Origin of the sequence: Neorhizobium sp. T25_27, from assembly GCF_002968565.1 — a bacterium.
In the GTDB taxonomy this organism is placed as follows: Bacteria; Pseudomonadota; Alphaproteobacteria; order Rhizobiales; family Rhizobiaceae; genus Neorhizobium; species Neorhizobium tomejilense.
In genome coordinates this window covers 102,347-117,520 of the sequence record NZ_PVBJ01000009.1, presented here as the reverse complement: position 1 = coordinate 117,520, position 15,174 = coordinate 102,347, and the positions used below count along the sequence as shown (strand labels likewise).

Here is a 15,174-nt window from a genome sequence, read left to right as displayed (position 1 = left end):
CATCCAAGCGCTTATTCGAGGGCCGCGCAAGTCGAAACTGCACATAAAACAATCATATTTTTGCATCGCCCTCTACGCAGGCACATGCTGCTTTGGCGCACATACCACTGCCTATCTTTCCGGCAGGAGCCGCCGCGACACCTGGAACGGTCCGGACCACGTCGCAAAGGAGGTGCCGGCCACCGGAGGCGGCAGACGGAACTCCGAAACGACAATAGTTTCCGAGGCTTCCGTTTGGAAATTGGCTGTGGAACGGCTCTTCCCTTCCCTCGTCCGGCAATTGTATAAACGCAAGACCGAACTCTTCACTCGCGAGCGTGCCGATGATCGAAATCCTCCTTCTGCTGCTGGTGATCCTGATGACGGGTCTCCACCGCAAGACATCGGCCCGGGTGACGTTGCTTGAAAAGGAGCTCGAGGCGGTCAAGGCCGATCTCCTGGCTCGGCAACCGGTTTCCGCTGCCACGCCCATGGCAGGGCCGGCGGCCGTTCCGGCTGCAGCAGCGGCTGTCACCACCGAGACGACTGTCGAGGAACAGCCTGCTCAGGCAGAGCCGATGCCCGAGGCTGTTCCGGCTGCGCCCGCGGCCCTGCCGGAGGAGACGATCGCGGCGAGCACGACGGCCGAGGAGGCTCCGGCCATAGAAGAGGCTCCGGGCCCGGCGGTAGCGAGGGCACCGACGCCCGCCAAACCCAAAAACCGCGAAAATCTCGAAAGCTATCTCGGTGCACGCTGGCCGGTCTGGGTCGGCGGCGTGGCGCTTGCCTTCGGCGGCATCTTCCTGGTGCGCGCCTCGATCGAGGCCGGGCTGCTCGGACCGGGCGCACGCCTCGTGCTCGCCTGCCTGTTCGGCCTCGTCCTGATGGCCGGCGGCGAGATCGTGCGGCGCCGGGCGATGCCGCAGGTATCCGACCGGTTCAGCAATGCGATGATCCCCGGCGCGCTGACCGCGGCGGGTGCAGTGACGCTGCTGGGCGCGATCTATGCGGCCTACGGCGTCTACGGATTTATCGGCGCGACGCCGGCCTTCATCCTGCTCGCGCTCGTATCCTTTGCAACCATCGCACTGTCGCTGCTGCACGGGCAGGCGTTGGCCGGGCTCGGCCTGCTCGCTTCGCTGCTGACGCCGGCCCTGGTCGCCAGCGAACAACCGAACCCCAATGCGCTGTTCGCCTTCCTCTGCCTCACCTGGGTGGCCGTCAATGCCGCCTCGCGCTTCCGCCGCTGGACGATCGTGCCTATGCTCGCCAATATCGGCATCGGGCTCTGGGCGATCGCCTACACGTTCGGCGCCGCCGAATTCGACCCGATGCCGTCGACGCTGACGCTGATCGTGATGATCGCCGGCACCGGCTTCTTCTGGCCCGGTGCCGCCTATGGTACCGACCGTGTGGCAAAAAGCGGCTGGAGCGGGCTGCTCGGGCGCCAGCCGCTGGCCATCACGCTGTCGGTGGCGATCATGTCGGTGCTGCCGGCGCTCGCCATGCTGGTGGCGGACACGGTCACCGGCATCGATCCGTACTTCGCCTCCGCTGCCGTGATCGCGGCCCTCGCCGCCCTCGGCGCCAGCCGCGCTTATACGGTTTGGCCGGCGATGATCGCCGCCTGCGGGTCGGTGCTGGTCCTTGCCGTCGTGGCGCTGATGCTGCTCGATACCTATGTGCCGCAACCGGTCGGCAACGAACCGCTGCCGGTCGTGACCTATGCGACGGAAATCGCCATCAGTCTGCTGCTCGGGGCAGTGTTCACGCTGCTCGGCTTTGCGTTCCTGAAGCGCTTCCGCAGGACGGAGCCGGAATTCTCGATGGTCTGGAGCGTGCTGATGTCCGGCGTGCCGGTGGCGCTGGCGACCATCAGCTTCCTCAATTTCGGCAATCTCGGACGCGACTGGACGCATGGGCTTTACGGGGTCGGCCTCGGCCTGGTGCTGCTGGCCGGCGCCGAATGGCTGTTCCGCGAGCGTGACGAGACGAGCGATGGACGCGTCGACTGGGCGGCCAATTTCTTCATCGCCGGCTCGTTTGCCGGGTTCACGTTCGCGCTGCACGCGCTGACCAACGGCATCGTCACCACCATTCTGCTGTCCGTGCTGGGCTTTGCCTATGTACTGGGCATGCGGGCGCGGCCATGGCCGGCGCTTCCCTGGATGATGGCGGCTGCGATCCTGATCGTGTTCGGCCGGATCGCCTGGGAGCCGACGCTGATCGGCCAGAACAGTCTCGGCACCACGCCGTTCTTCAACGCACTTCTGCCGGGCTACGGCATTCCGACGCTGCTGGCGATCGTGACGGCCTACCTCTTGAAGGGCTCTTCCGATTTCCGCATCCGCAACCTCATGCAGGCGCTGGCCTCGCTCGCCGCTCTCATGACGGTTGCCGTTCTGGTGCGCCACGCGATGAACGGCGGCGTGCTCGACGACCGGGTGCCGACGCTTGGCGAACAGTCGATCTACACGCTGCTGACGGTCGGCTTCTCGGGCATATTGATGACACTCGACCTCAAGTCGCCAAGCCCGGTGTTCCGCTGGGGTTCGATGATCGCCGGCGTGCTTGCGACCATCAACGTTCTGTCGCTTCACGTGTTTGCGCTCAACCCCTATTTCAGCGGCGAAAACACCGGCGCCTGGCCTTTCCTAAACCTGCTGCTGCTCGGTTATCTTCTGCCCGGCCTCGCCTATGCGCTCGTTGCCTATTACGCACGCGGGCGGCGGCCGATGCCCTATGTGATCATGCTGGCGCTCGCCGGCGCGGTGCTCGGTTTCCTCTGGGCGACGCTTTCCGTGCGGCGCTTCTGGCAGGGCGAGAACATCGCCGACTGGAAGGGGTTCATCGCCGCCGAGACCTACACCTATTCCGTGGTCTGGCTGCTGATCGGCGTGGCGCTGCTGGCGATCGGCTCCAAGCTCGACGCCAAGAGCCTGCGGCTTGCCTCCGCCGCTCTCGTGCTGGTCGCGGTGGTAAAGGTGTTCCTGGTTGACATGTCGAACCTCGAAGGGATCCTCCGGGCGCTGTCCTTCATCGGGCTCGGTGCGGTGCTGATCGGGATCGGGCTTTTCTACCAGCGCATTCTGGTGAACAAGAGCGGTGAACCCGCAGCTATCGATTCCCAGGAACCCGCTTCGTGACCGTTTCGCTTATCGCCGCCTTTTCACCCTTCGAGGCGCTTGCCGAGACCCTGATCCCGCATGCGACCGAAGGCGACGACGGCTCGCACGACATCGCCCATATCCTGCGCGTCTTCCGTAACGCGATGCGCATTCATGCCAAGGAAGGCGGCGACGGGCGGGTGCTCGCCGCTGCCGTGCTGCTGCACGATTGCGTTTCGGTGGAGAAGAACTCGCCGCTGCGGGCGCAGGCCTCGCGGCTGGCGGCGGAAAAGGCCGCGACCGTCCTTGCCGATCTCGGCTGGGACAAGACGGATATCACGGCCGTCGCGCACGCGGTGACGGCGCACAGCTTTTCGGCCAACATCGTACCCGAGACGCTGGAGGCCAGGATATTGCAGGATGCGGACCGGCTGGATGCGATCGGCATGGTGGGAGCGGCGCGCTGTTTCTATATCGCCGGGCGGATGGGGTCCGGCCTCTACGACCCGGCCGATCCGCTCGCCAGACATCGCCCGCTCGACGACAAGGCGTTTGCGATCGACCACTTCGAGGTGAAACTGTTCAAGCTCGCCGACGGTTTCCAGACGGCGACGGGCCGCGCGCTTGCCACTGAACGGCATGAGCGCCTGCGCCAGGTGCTCGACCTCTTCATCGACGAGATCTGAAGGAGAAACCATGCGGATCAGCGAACTCAACTTCTATCCCCTGAAAAGCGGCCGCGGCATTGCGCTTGACCGCGCGGAGATCACGGCCGCGGGCATTCCCGGCGACCGGGAGATGATGGTCGTGGATCCGACCGGCATGTTCATCACCCAGCGGGAACTGCAGTCGCTTGCCAGGCTTCAGGTCTACCCCGGAACCGATGCCGTGCGCTTCGCGATGGAAGGTCAGGGCGAGATCAGCGTCGCCCGGCCGCCGACTGAGCGGCGCATGGAAACCGTGGTGTGGAAATCCAGCGTCAACGCGGCGCTCGCCGACGATGCGGCCAATGCGGTGCTGTCGGACTGGCTCGGGCGCGATATCCGGCTGGTGTTCTTCGATGATGCGGCAAAGCGCGTTGCAAGCCCCGAATGGGCGGGCGACAATTCGCCGGTGACGTTTGCCGACGGCTACCAGGTGCTGGTGACCACGACCGGGTCGCTTGCCGCGCTCAATGCGGACATGGCGGCGAGAGGCGAAGGCGCGGTCGGCATGGAACGGTTCCGGCCGAACATCGTGCTCGACCACGACGAACCTTGGGCGGAGGACGGCTGGACCGGCATCGAAATCGCCGGCATCCGCTTCGATTTCGTCAAGCCCTGCGCCCGCTGCATCATGACCACTCAGGACCAGCAGACCGGTTCGCGCGACGTGCCGGACCCGATCCCCGCCATGGGCCGCATCCGCATGTCCGCCGACCGGCGCGTGCCCGGCCCGCTGTTCGGCTGGAACGCCGTGCCGCGCGGCACCGGCCATATCAAGGTTGGCGATATCGCGACTGTGGCTGCCGAGCGGGCGGAGGCCTGGGCGATCAAGCGGCGGGCCTGAGACGACTGACGGAAATTGGTTCGCGGTGAAGGCTCTGGAGATGATTGCCGAGGGTAGCCCCTCATCCGCCTGCCGGCACCTTCTCCCCGCAGGCGGGGAGAAGGCTATTGCCGCGCCCTATCCGGTCCCCCTCGCCCCGCTTTGCGGGGAGAGGGTCGCCGAGCGTAGCGGAGGCGGGGTGAGGGGCTGCCTCCCCGCAGAAAGTCACCCAAAGAGATCACTCAGCAGGATTGAGCGCCCCTGCCCCTGGCACCGTTTGCCGATCCGGCCGGCTCAACAATCCGTAACCGGCGAGCATGGTGGTGAGCGCCACCGCGCCGCCGGCGACGGCGACCCAGAAGCCGTTGGAGGCGCCGTAGGCATCGATCGTCCAGCCTGCGAGCGAGGAGCCGGCGGCAAAGCCGATGCTGACGCCGGTCATCGCATAGGTGATGCCTTCCGTGACCTGCGACGAGGGAACGATGCGCTCGATCAGGGTCATGGCGCTGATGAAGGTCGGCGAAATCGCGGCACCGGCAAGGAAGATGACGGCCGTCAGCGCCCACAGGCTGCCGACGAAAGGCATGGGCAGCGTGGTGACGGCAGCGACCAGGCTTGCGAAGAGCAGCCGGCGGGCCAGCGACGACTTGAACTTGATGGCGCCGAAGACGAGGCCGACCACGAAGGAGCCGGCGGCGTAGGCCGACAGGATGTAGCTGGCGGCACCCTTGTTGCCGAGCGCTTCCGAGAAGGCGACTACCGAGACTTCCGCCGTGCCGAAAATGGTGCCCATGCCGGCAAAGACCACGACCAGGAACCACATGGGCAGCAGCCGCATGACCGAACCGCCGCCTTTCATCCGCTGCGGATCGACTTTCGGCTCGGTCGACTTCTGGACCACGAACAATGCCGTGCCGACGGCGAGGAAAGCGGCGGAAGCGAGCACGCCGGCTTCCGGGAAGAGCGCGACGCTGAGGCCGATGCCGAAGACCGGTCCGCAGATATAGACGAGCTCGTCCATCACCGATTCGAAGGCGAAGGCGGTGTGCAGTTCCGGCCGGTCGCGGTAGATTTCCGACCAGCGGGCGCGCACCAGCGCCATCATGCTCGGCATCAGCCCGGCGACGAAGGCGAAGGCGAACAGCGTCCAGTTCGGCCAGCGCATCCAGGCGGCGGCGGCAAGGCCGACAAGCGCCAGGAGAGTGATGATCGTGGTCGGCACCAGCACCGCCGACTGGCCCCTGGCGTCCACCCAGCGCGACACCTGCGGGGAGATGAAGGCGTTGGCGAGTGCGAAGGTGGCCGAGACGGCGCCAGCCAGCCAATATTCGCCATGCGTCTGGGACAGCATGGCAACGAGGCCGATCGTCGTCATCGGCAGCGGCAGCCGCGCCACGAAAGCAGCGGCGGAAAAACCTTTGGTACCCGGCCTTGCGAATATTTCGCGATAGGGATTGGGCATAACCTGCTCCTTGGGTTATTTTGAATGAGGACTTACATACGCCGCGTATGTGAGGTAAATAGTAGCATACGTTTCGTATGTCAATTCACATACGGGACGTATGCGAATAATTCGGAGTCCGCATGGCAGAAAAGATGGCAGACAAGATCGCACCCGAGATGGCTCCCGGCACGGGCCCGAAGAGCGCCGCCAGGCCGCGCAAGGAAATGATCGCCGAAACGAAGGCCAAGCTGATCGCCGCCGCACGGAATGCGTTTGCGCGCCAAGGTTATGCGGAAGCCTCGATGGACGATTTCACCGCCGGCGCCGGGCTGACGCGCGGGGCGCTCTACCACCATTTCGGCGACAAGAAGGGCCTGCTGATGGCGGTGGTCACCCAGATCGACGCGGAGATATCCGACCGGCTCTGCGAGATCTCGAGCCGGGCCGACAATACCTGGCGCGGCTTCGTCGACGAATGCGTCGCCTATATCGAGATGTCGCTGGAGCCCGAAATCCAGCGGATCATGCTGCTCGACGGCCCGGCGGTGCTCGGCGATCCGTCGCAGTGGCCGAGCCAGAGCGCCTGCATCCGCACCACCACCGCAAGCATCCAGAAACTGATCGACGACGGCACGATCCGCCCCGTCGACGCCGAAGCCACCGCCCGCCTCGTCAACGGCGCGACCTTGAGTGCCGCACTCTGGATCGCCAGTGCCGAGGACCCGAAAGCGGTGTCGAAAAAGGCGGTGGAGGCGTTTCTGACGCTGGTTTCGGGGTTGTTGGTGGAGAGGTGAGATTGAGGCGCTACGTTGGCCGAGCCGGGAAGACATCTTGCTTCCGCTTTCAGCTCGTTGCGGACGAACCCAGTCTGATTGGGTTGGAGTGAGATCGTGAGGCGCGGCTCTCCCGGCCTGTCCGGCTCCCGAGGCCACAGAAGGTAGGCGCCACCTGCGTAAATCAACACACCGCTGCGCCTGTGACAAATGTCGTCACGGCTCGCTCGTCAGGTCAGCGGGTTGAGCGAGCGGTTCATCGCCACCACGTCAGAATGGGTCGGGTTAGGGCCAAGTGCCCCCATTTTCTCGGGCAACTGGTCGCGCTTCTTAGGTGCTTCGCCCTTCACCGCAGCGCCGAGAGCCTTGCGCATGGTGGCGGCGGGGTAGTCACAGCAATAGGCGGGCGTTGAAGGCTGCTGCCGCCATGATTCCGCCAGCGATCCGGCGTCAACCGGGTCAAAACCGATCTCATTGACGATACCCATGACAACCTGCTTGGCCGCGGCGTCGTCTCCCGCAACTGCCACAGCCAATCGACCGGCAGCGCCTTCTGGCCGACCGAGTTCCGACAGGGACTCGGCAAGGATATTGTTGAAGGCCTTGATTATCGGACGGCCGAGTTGCTTTGACACCCACACGCTCTCCACCTCGCCTGCATCAAGGTCAGCAATCTGAGGGTCACGCATCCTCGGATAGTAGTTGCTAGTGTCAACGACAGGGACACTCCCAGGCACGTACTTGAAAAGGTCTTTTGGCAACTTCCCCAGGGCAGGGAGAGGGATGGACATGATGACCAAATCCGCGCCGGAGACGGCCCCGCGCACGTCCACCGCCGTGGCTCCCGCCTCGTCCGCGAATGGCTTCACATCGTCAACGCCCTTGGAGTTGGCGACCCTGACCTCATGCCCAGCAGATGTGAGCTTCCGAGCAAGCGTGCCACCGATGTTGCCAACACCGATAATGCCGATTTTCATAGTGATTACTCCTGTTATTCAGCTCCCAAAGATAATACATACTGCGATATCAGCAAGAACGGACTGAAAAGTGGGTTACCCACCAAAAGGTAAGTATGGCACAGGAACGCGAATGGAATTGCGGCGACCCGCAACAGCATCTTGTTTGGGCAGAAGCGACCACGGACGCCCTCCGAGTGTTGGAGGGCAAATGGAAGATCGTGATTATCTGCCAGTTGTTCGGTGCGAAGGAGCCCCTGCGCTTCTCGGAGCTTGAGAGGCGTGTGGAAGGCGTCAATCAGAAGATGCTCATCCAGCAACTGAAGGAGCTGGAGAAGGACGGGATAATTACCCGAACAGTCTATCCGCAGGTACCTCCGAGGGTGGAATATGCGCTGACCGACTTGGGTAAGGCGCTTGGGCCAGCGATGGCAGAATTGATCGACTGGACCTATCTGCGTCGGGAAACGCTGGACCTATCAAGTTCAGCAAAACAGCCCTTATAAGCGAGTTCTTGGATGTCCGCCGCGCGGATTTGACGATCCCCGGAGCCCCCCGTCGGAAACGCACCCTTGAGCCTCATTCCTACAAGGGAAGGAGTTCTACGCATCGCGTACAGCTCCCTCGCCTTCCCCCTTAGAGCGCCGCTACGCGCTTGGGCAGCACAAGGTCACCCACGGTATAGGTGTGGAACTCGCTCTTCGAGACGCCGTCCAGCTTTCGAAACTTCTCGGCGAATACCGGGTCGGAGAAGAACTCGTCGACATTTCCGGCGGCCTGGATGGCTTCGATATTGACGACGGTCTGTCCGTCCGTGCTCTTCGCCAAGGTGCTCCACAGGAACCCCTCTTTCCGTTCGGCCACATAGTGGACGACATCCTGGATGATGGCGAACGCCTCCTCCTGCTTGCCGGGATGGGCGTGAATGACGTTGACGATGAATGTCGTAGGGACGGGCATCGGCGAGAAGGTGGCGGAAGAATTCGTATCCATGAGTGTCTCCGTTTGAAACGCGGCTAGCTGCCGCGGCGGCATCTGGATATCCGGCGACAGATATCGGATAAATGAGCCCGTATTCTCATCACATCGGATTTTTATTCCGCAATTGGATTGTCATGGATAAGCTTGGAACGCTCGGAGTTTTCATCCAGGTCGCGGAATGCGGAAGCTTCGTCGCGGCAGCCCACCGTCTTGGATTGTCCGGCTCGGCCGTGGGAAAGGCCATTTCACGGCTCGAAGACGAGATGGGTGTGCGGCTGTTCCATCGGTCGACCCGCAGCATGGCTTTGACCGAAGAAGGCAGTTTCTTCCTCGATACCTGTCGGCGGATTCAATCCGAGGTCGAGGCGGCCCGGGCGCAGTTGTCGAGGTCGCAGACGAGCCCGCGCGGACAACTTCGCGTCAGCCTTCCGCTCGCAGGCATGCTTTTGATGCCGACGATCTCGGCCTTCATGAAGGCATACCCGGAGATCAATCTCGATCTCGACTTCACTGATCGGCTGGTCGACGTCATCGAGGAAGGCTTCGATGCGGTGATCAGAACGGGCGAGGTCAGAGACACCCGGTTGATGAGCCGAAAGCTCGGGACCTTCCGGCACAAGATCGTCGCCGCACCCGGATATCTCGCCGCAAACGGTTGGCCGAAGGTTCCGGAAGACCTGCTCCGGCATCAGTGCCTTCACCACCGGTTCGCCAATTCCGGAACTCTCGAGCCTTGGCCGCTGGTTCGCGACGGACGCGAGGTGAAGCTCGAAATTCCCGTGACCACCGTTGCAAGCACGCTGGAACCCTTGATCTACCTGGCGGAACGATCCTTCGGCATTACCTGCCTTCCTCCATTCGCCGTGGCATCGGAACTGGCCGAGGGAAAACTCGTTTCGCTGCTGGAAGAGTACATGGCCGAGACCGGGACATTCCGTGTCCTTTGGCCGACCAATCGATATCTCTCCCTCAAGGTCCGGGCTTTCGTCGATTACATGGCTGGCGAACTGTTCAAGGCGTGATTCCACCCCACTCCCCCGCCCCACGCATGGCAGCTATTCGCAAAAGCAGGTTGTCCGGCCCCTTGCCGAACGGTCACAACGGGGTCATCACCATATGCTGCTCATGCGCCGGCCGGGTTTCCGGGCGGTTTCCCCGAAAGAGACTGCCTTCATGACCCCTCGGTCCACCGGCCTCATCTGCGCCATTGCGGCGGTGACGATCTTTTCGATGCAGGACGGGATTTCCAAACATCTGGGCAGCGCCTACCCGCCGATCTTCATCACCATGATCCGCTACTGGGCGTTCGCGGGCTTTGCGTTTGCGCTGGCGAGCCGCTCGGCCGGCGGGGTGAAGGTTGCGGCGAACGCCCGCCGGCCCTGGCTGCAGGTTGCCCGCGGCGCGCTTTTGGCGGTGCAGATCGTCATTTCGATCTTCTCCTTCTCGCATGTCGGGCTCGCGGCCAGCCATACGATGTTTGCGGCGACGCCATTGGTGGTCGCCTGTCTTTCGGTGCCGTTCCTCGGCGAAAAGGTCGGCTGGCGGCGGTGGACGGCGATCGGCGTCGGCTTTGTCGGCATCCTTCTGATCGTCAACCCGCTCAACGCCACCTTCGACGCCCGGATCGTCATCCCGATGATCGCGACGCTGATGTTCGGGCTCTATTCCGTCATGACCCGGCTTGCCAGCCGCACCGACACCTCCGACACGGCGTTTTTCTATACCGGCGTCGTCGGCGCGGTGACGATCACCGTCGTCGGCCCGTTCTACTGGACGCAGGTCACGCCCGCCGACTGGCTGTGGATGCTGGTGCTCTGCATCACCGGCATAAGCGGGCATTACCTTCTGATCCGCGCCTTCAACCTGCTCGATGCGGTGGTCGTGCAGCCGATGTCCTATATCCAGTCGGTGCTGGTCTGCCTGATCGGCGTCTTCGTGTTCGGCGAAGTGATGACCGCCAACATGATCCTCGGCGTCGCGATCGTCATCGGCGCCGGCATCTTCACCATCTGGCGGGAGGCCCGGCTCGGCCGCGCCGCGCCGCCGGCGATCGACCCGCCGGGCACGCCGTAAGGCAGCGCACCATCAATCCTGGTGATGGATTGATTGAGCAAAAGTTGTTTTAAGAACAGCGGCGCACGCGGTATGTTTTGCTCCTTGTGTTCGAGGAGATTCCCATGCCCACGTCCGCGTCGCCATCCGTGCTCCCCTCGAGGCCGAAGCAGGCTTCCATGCCCTGGCTGATCATCGTCGCCGGCGCCCTGATTGCCATGCTGACCTTCGGCCCGCGTTCCGCCATGGGCTTCTTCCAGCTTCCGATGCTCTCCGACACCGGCTGGGACCGGTCCACCTTCGGGCTTGCCATGGCGATCCAGAACCTTGCCTGGGGACTCGGCCAGCCTTTCTTCGGGGCGCTTGCCGACAAATACGGCACAGGCCGCGTCCTCACCATGTCCGGCGTGCTCTATGCCGCCGGCCTCATCATCATGGCCAATGCCAACGCGCCGGTCTGGCTGCATATCGGCGGGGGCGTGCTGATCGGCCTGGCGATCGCCGCGGGCTCCTTCAGCGTCATCCTCTCGGCCTTTGCCCGCAACGTGACGCCGGAGCAGCGCTCGATGGCGTTCGGCATCGGCACCGCCGCAGGCTCGGCCGGGATGTTCCTGTTTGCGCCGCTGAGCCAGGCGCTGATCAGCAATTTCGGCTGGTCCGACAGTCTGGTCTATCTGTCGGTGCTGATGCTGATCGTGCCGCTGCTCGCCTTTCCGTTGCGCGGCAATGCAAACTCGGGAAGCCAGTCGCACAGCCAGTTCCAGCAATCGGTCGGTGCGGCCCTGAAGGAAGCCTTTGCTCATCAGAGCTACCTGCTCCTGACCGCCGGGTTCTTCGTCTGCGGTTTCCAGGTCGCCTTCATCACCGCACATTTCCCCGCCTATCTCGGGGATATCGGCATCGCGCCCGCTTACGCGGTGATCGCCATGGCGCTGATCGGCTTCTTCAACATCATCGGCTCGCTCGGCGCGGGCTTTATCGGCCAGCGGTATTCCAAACCCTATTTCCTCGCCTACATCTATATCGCCCGGTCGATCGCGGTAACGGCCTTCCTCCTCCTGCCGCAAACGCCGACCTCGGTGATCGTGTTCGCGATCGTCATGGGGCTCCTGTGGCTCTCTACCGTGCCGCCGACCAACGGGCTCGTCGCCATCATGTTCGGTACGCGCCATCTGGGGCTCTTGGGCGGCCTCGTCTTCCTGTCGCACCAGGTGGGTTCGTTCCTCGGCGTGTGGATGGGCGGTTATCTCTACGACCGTTTCGGCTCCTACGATCCGGTCTGGTGGCTCGGCGTGGCACTCGGCCTTTTTGCCGCCGCCGTGCATTGGCCGATACAGGAAAAGGCGGTGGACCGCGGGGTATTGCAGCCGCAGCCGGCGGAGTAATGGCGGACAAGCCTTAGCTGGCCTGACGTTCCGCATCCTTCGAAAGCGCCTTCAGCGCCGCCTGGACGAAACCGTCGCGGGCGGCGTTTTCCATCAGGCCCCGAGGTTCGTAAACGTGGCGGTGCAGGAAATAGCCGGTAAGCCGGAAGGCTTCCGCCATGCTGTCGCGATCGGCGGCCGAAGCGGCGCCTTCTCCGAGGAAGCCCGGCAGGGCCAGCATGCGGTCGGCATAGGGCGTGCCGGCCTCGCGGGAAACGGCGCGGCCGCTTTTCGGCGAGACGTAGACGAGGTTTTCCCGTCCGCCGGTCGCCGCACATTCGGTGAGGTCGAGGCCGAAACCGAGGTCGTTCAACACAGCAAGCTCGAAGCGCACAAAAAGCTCGCCGGCATCGGCGGGGTCGTCGAAGGCATCGAGGATGATGTCCAGCGCATCGAAGAGATGCGGATGGGGGTCGCGCTCGGGCAGCAGGCGCAGCAGCGCGCCCATGGCCTGGACGCCGTAGACGGCGGTCGCCGTCTCCATCAGCTTGGCGGCGCGCAGGCGGATCGGTTCCAGCTTGAACTCGCCGAGATGTTCGTCGAGCCGCGCGCGCCAGACCACGTCCACCCGGTTTCCGGCCTGCAGCACCGGCTGCATCGCCCGCGAACGGCCGGAGCGGACGAGGCCCAGGTGCCTTCCGCGGTCACGGGTCATCAGCTCGGCGATGACGCTCGTCTCGCCGTGGCGCTTGACGCCTATGATGATCGCTTCGTCCTGCCACTGCATGTATCGGTTCAAGCTCCTTTCGAGCCGATTCAACAATAGAGCATAAGTCCTTCGGACTGAATCGGTTTCTGCTGTCGCGCGGTTGCGGCAAAGATGCATGTGCCCATGGACTTGCCTGGAACAAATCGGCCTCCATTTGGATTCTTGTCCGAAATTCGCCACGTCAAATACGACCCTCGGGAGTCCTCATGAAACACGCCCTCCTCGCCGCCGCCCTTCTGGCCGCCTCGCCTGCCACCCTTCTCCCCTCGCCGGCCGCCGCGCAATCGCAGCAGCTCGAGCAGGCCTGCATCACGGTCGCCAAAAATTTCCTGCTGGTGCCGTCGATCAAGACGGGCATCGTCCAGTCCTTCCCGGAACTGGATCCGCCTGGCGCGCGGCTGACCTATTCCACCCGCGAGGACGCCAAGCCGACCGATTTCACCAACCAGATCGAGTGCGAGTTCGACAAGGGGCAGCCGCCCTTCCGCCTGCAGCGCTTCTGCATTTCCGAGACCTGCTACGGACCCAACGAGCAGGACCAGGACAACCGACGCCGCTACCAGGAGGTCAGGGCGCTGATGGACCGGCAGAAGTGACGCGCAAGCCTATTTGCCGAGCACGTTGAGCGCCGAGGTGAGATAGCGTGCAGCGAGCATCTGGCGGCGTTTGGTGGCGAGCCAGAGGGCGGCGCGGCAATGGTGTTCCAGAGGATCGGTCGCGGCAACTGCCGCGGACTGGATGGCAACGGTGCCGGAATAGATATACGGAACGCCCTCGGCATCGCGCAGACAACGGCCATTGGCGGTGACGTCGATCCGCCGCCCGTCCGGATGGGTAAGGCGGTAATTTTCCTGGTATGCGCCACCGCCGACGATCGCGTCGTGGATCGCCTTTGCGACCCGCTGCCTGTCGCCCTCGTTGATGTAGCGGATGACCCTTTCGATGGGGGCGCCGGCGGCCAGTTCCTCTTCGGAAACACCGAATATGTCGGCGATCACCTGGTCGCCATACACCTTGTTTTCCGGGACGACCCAACTGTAGAAGCCGAGAGAATTCGGATTATCCGAGCCTGTGTCTTCCTCTTCCGATCCGACGTCCGACATTCATGACTCTCCGCGCCACTTTGTCGATAAATTGGATCGTCGGCTCTACGTTAACAAGTCATTATAATGATGGATAAAAACCGCTAGCTATCTACCTCGTCCGCAGGTGATGCTCGGAGGACTTGACGCCGCCATGCGGCGGCGTAGGCGGATATGGCGTTGCTCAGGACTTCGGAAATTCCAGTCCCATTTCGCGGAAACGTTCCGGGTCGTCGCCCCAGTTCTCGCGGACCTTGACGAACAGGAAGAGGTGGACCGGCTGTTCGAGGATCTCCGCCAGCTCCTTGCGGGATGCGGTCGAGATCGCCTTGATGGCGTCGCCGTTCTTGCCGAGCGCGATCTTCTTCTGGCTGTCACGCTCCACGTAGATCACCTGTTCGATGCGCACCGAACCGTCCTTGCGTTCCTCCCACTTCTCCGTCTCGACATGGCTGGCGTAGGGGAGTTCCTGGTGGAGGCGCAGGAAGAGTTTTTCGCGGGTGATTTCGGCCGCCAGCTGGCGCATCGGCAGGTCGGAGATCTGGTCCTCCGGATAATACCAGGGGCCTTCCGGCAGGGTTTCGGCGAGATAATCCATCAGGTCGCCGCAGCCGGAACCGGTGGTGGCCGAGACCATGAAGGTGCGCTCGAACGGCACGGCTTCGTTGGCCGCGGCGGCGAGCTTCAGCAGGTCTTCGTGGCGGACGCGGTCGATCTTGTTCAGGACCAGGATTTTTGGCTGGTGGACGTCCTTCAGGCCTTCGAGGATCGCCTCGGCATCGCCGCGGATGCCGCGCTCGCTGTCGATCAGGAGCAGGATCAGGTCGGCATCCTTGGCGCCGCCCCAGGCCGACGTCACCATGGCACGGTCGAGCCGGCGGCGCGGCTTGAAGATGCCGGGCGTATCCATGAAGACGATCTGGGCGTTGTTGTGGATGGCTATGCCGCGCACAATGGCGCGCGTCGTCTGCACCTTGTGGCTGACGATCGAGACCTTGGCGCCGACGAGCCGGTTGAGCAGCGTCGATTTGCCGGCATTGGTCGGGCCGATCAGCGCCACGAAGCCGGAATGGGTAGCACCGGCGGATGTCTGGCCGGCTGCGTTCTCTTCACCGGTATTGTTGTCGTTCTCGGTCATGG

The 15,174-nt window shown here is 63.5% G+C and carries 15 protein-coding genes; 9 read left to right on the top strand and 6 right to left on the bottom strand.

What is annotated here, in order from left to right:
• Positions 1-323 precede the first annotated feature (323 nt).
• Genes C5J24_RS22850 through C5J24_RS22840 form a run of 3 tightly spaced genes read left to right on the top strand, consistent with a single transcriptional unit; the run spans position 324 to position 4,634 of the window.
• Positions 324-3,125 (top strand): DUF2339 domain-containing protein, encoded by a 2,802-nt coding sequence (locus C5J24_RS22850; RefSeq protein ID WP_105421220.1) that lies wholly within the window; start codon positions 324-326, stop codon positions 3,123-3,125.
• Positions 3,122-3,772: an HD domain-containing protein gene (locus C5J24_RS22845; protein WP_105421218.1), complete on the top strand. Its 651-nt coding sequence runs from the start codon at positions 3,122-3,124 to the stop codon at positions 3,770-3,772. Before C5J24_RS22850 ends, C5J24_RS22845 begins: the two co-directional genes overlap by 4 nt.
• A 10-nt stretch (positions 3,773-3,782) precedes the next feature.
• Positions 3,783-4,634, top strand: a complete 852-nt coding sequence (locus tag C5J24_RS22840) for an MOSC domain-containing protein (protein WP_105421216.1) — start codon at positions 3,783-3,785, stop codon at positions 4,632-4,634.
• A gap of 217 nt (positions 4,635-4,851) precedes the next feature.
• On the opposite strand, the gene C5J24_RS22835 is transcribed toward C5J24_RS22840, so the two are convergent.
• Positions 4,852-6,075 (bottom strand): MFS transporter, encoded by a 1,224-nt coding sequence (locus C5J24_RS22835; protein ID WP_105421214.1) that lies wholly within the window; start codon positions 6,073-6,075, stop codon positions 4,852-4,854.
• 158 nt (positions 6,076-6,233) lie between these two features.
• Between C5J24_RS22835 and C5J24_RS22830 the strand changes: the two genes are divergently transcribed.
• Complete coding sequence (locus C5J24_RS22830; RefSeq protein WP_245446763.1) at positions 6,234-6,851, top strand: TetR/AcrR family transcriptional regulator; 618 nt, start codon at positions 6,234-6,236, stop codon at positions 6,849-6,851.
• Between the two features lie 209 nt (positions 6,852-7,060).
• Here the strand turns inward: C5J24_RS22830 and C5J24_RS22825 are convergent, their stop codons facing one another.
• Positions 7,061-7,807, bottom strand: a complete 747-nt coding sequence (locus C5J24_RS22825) for an NADPH-dependent F420 reductase (protein ID WP_105421210.1) — start codon at positions 7,805-7,807, stop codon at positions 7,061-7,063.
• A 95-nt stretch (positions 7,808-7,902) separates the two neighbouring features.
• Between C5J24_RS22825 and C5J24_RS22820 the strand changes: the two genes are divergently transcribed.
• Positions 7,903-8,292, top strand: a complete 390-nt coding sequence (locus C5J24_RS22820; protein ID WP_105402863.1) for a helix-turn-helix domain-containing protein — start codon at positions 7,903-7,905, stop codon at positions 8,290-8,292.
• Positions 8,293-8,422: 130 nt separating this feature from the next.
• Here C5J24_RS22820 and C5J24_RS22815 read toward each other — a convergent pair whose 3' ends face one another.
• On the bottom strand, positions 8,423-8,779 hold the full coding sequence (locus C5J24_RS22815; RefSeq protein ID WP_105421208.1) for an antibiotic biosynthesis monooxygenase: 357 nt from the start codon (positions 8,777-8,779) through the stop codon (positions 8,423-8,425).
• A 122-nt stretch (positions 8,780-8,901) separates the two neighbouring features.
• On the opposite strand from C5J24_RS22815, the gene C5J24_RS22810 reads away from it, so the two are divergent.
• The 3 genes from C5J24_RS22810 (at position 8,902) to C5J24_RS22800 (ending at position 12,204) form a co-directional block, all read left to right on the top strand.
• Entirely contained in the window at positions 8,902-9,789 is an 888-nt protein-coding gene (locus C5J24_RS22810) for a LysR family transcriptional regulator (RefSeq protein WP_105421445.1), read from the top strand.
• Between the two features lie 151 nt (positions 9,790-9,940).
• Positions 9,941-10,840 carry a DMT family transporter gene (locus tag C5J24_RS22805; protein ID WP_105421443.1) on the top strand — a complete coding sequence of 300 codons (900 nt, stop codon included), beginning with the start codon at positions 9,941-9,943 and terminating at the stop codon, positions 10,838-10,840.
• 104 nt (positions 10,841-10,944) lie between these two features.
• Positions 10,945-12,204, top strand: coding sequence for an MFS transporter (locus C5J24_RS22800; RefSeq protein ID WP_105421206.1), 1,260 nt, complete (start codon positions 10,945-10,947; stop codon positions 12,202-12,204).
• 13 nt (positions 12,205-12,217) lie between these two features.
• On the opposite strand, the gene recO is transcribed toward C5J24_RS22800, so the two are convergent.
• Positions 12,218-12,970: a DNA repair protein RecO gene (gene recO / locus C5J24_RS22795; protein ID WP_105421205.1), complete on the bottom strand. Its 753-nt coding sequence runs from the start codon at positions 12,968-12,970 to the stop codon at positions 12,218-12,220.
• 188 nt (positions 12,971-13,158) lie between these two features.
• Here recO and C5J24_RS22790 point away from each other — a divergent pair, with 188 nt between their 5' ends.
• On the top strand, positions 13,159-13,548 hold the full coding sequence (locus C5J24_RS22790; protein WP_105421203.1) for a hypothetical protein: 390 nt from the start codon (positions 13,159-13,161) through the stop codon (positions 13,546-13,548).
• A 9-nt stretch (positions 13,549-13,557) separates the two neighbouring features.
• Here the strand turns inward: C5J24_RS22790 and C5J24_RS22785 are convergent, their stop codons facing one another.
• Together C5J24_RS22785 and era are read right to left on the bottom strand one after the other, a co-directional pair.
• The gene (locus tag C5J24_RS22785) at positions 13,558-14,055 is read right to left on the bottom strand and encodes a PAS domain-containing protein (RefSeq protein WP_105421201.1); all 498 of its coding nucleotides are present in this window, start codon (positions 14,053-14,055) and stop codon (positions 13,558-13,560) included.
• Positions 14,056-14,218: 163 nt separating this feature from the next.
• Positions 14,219-15,172 (bottom strand): GTPase Era, encoded by a 954-nt coding sequence (gene era / locus C5J24_RS22780; RefSeq protein WP_046637608.1) that lies wholly within the window; start codon positions 15,170-15,172, stop codon positions 14,219-14,221.
• Between the last annotated feature and the right edge of the window lie 2 nt (positions 15,173-15,174).

Coding starts and splice junctions, on each gene's coding strand:
- C5J24_RS22850 (WP_105421220.1), top strand. CDS start 324: ATGATCGAAATCCTCCTTCTGCTGCTGGTGATCCTGATGACGGGTCTC.
- C5J24_RS22840 (WP_105421216.1), top strand. CDS start 3,783: ATGCGGATCAGCGAACTCAACTTCTATCCCCTGAAAAGCGGCCGCGGC.
- C5J24_RS22835 (WP_105421214.1), bottom strand. CDS start 6,075: ATGCCCAATCCCTATCGCGAAATATTCGCAAGGCCGGGTACCAAAGGT.
- C5J24_RS22830 (WP_245446763.1), top strand. CDS start 6,234: ATGGCTCCCGGCACGGGCCCGAAGAGCGCCGCCAGGCCGCGCAAGGAA.
- C5J24_RS22825 (WP_105421210.1), bottom strand. CDS start 7,807: ATGAAAATCGGCATTATCGGTGTTGGCAACATCGGTGGCACGCTTGCT.
- C5J24_RS22820 (WP_105402863.1), top strand. CDS start 7,903: ATGGCACAGGAACGCGAATGGAATTGCGGCGACCCGCAACAGCATCTT.
- C5J24_RS22815 (WP_105421208.1), bottom strand. CDS start 8,779: ATGGATACGAATTCTTCCGCCACCTTCTCGCCGATGCCCGTCCCTACG.
- C5J24_RS22810 (WP_105421445.1), top strand. CDS start 8,902: ATGGATAAGCTTGGAACGCTCGGAGTTTTCATCCAGGTCGCGGAATGC.
- C5J24_RS22805 (WP_105421443.1), top strand. CDS start 9,941: ATGACCCCTCGGTCCACCGGCCTCATCTGCGCCATTGCGGCGGTGACG.
- C5J24_RS22800 (WP_105421206.1), top strand. CDS start 10,945: ATGCCCACGTCCGCGTCGCCATCCGTGCTCCCCTCGAGGCCGAAGCAG.
- recO (WP_105421205.1), bottom strand. CDS start 12,970: ATGCAGTGGCAGGACGAAGCGATCATCATAGGCGTCAAGCGCCACGGC.
- C5J24_RS22790 (WP_105421203.1), top strand. CDS start 13,159: ATGAAACACGCCCTCCTCGCCGCCGCCCTTCTGGCCGCCTCGCCTGCC.
- C5J24_RS22785 (WP_105421201.1), bottom strand. CDS start 14,055: ATGTCGGACGTCGGATCGGAAGAGGAAGACACAGGCTCGGATAATCCG.
- era (WP_046637608.1), bottom strand. CDS start 15,172: ATGACCGAGAACGACAACAATACCGGTGAAGAGAACGCAGCCGGCCAG.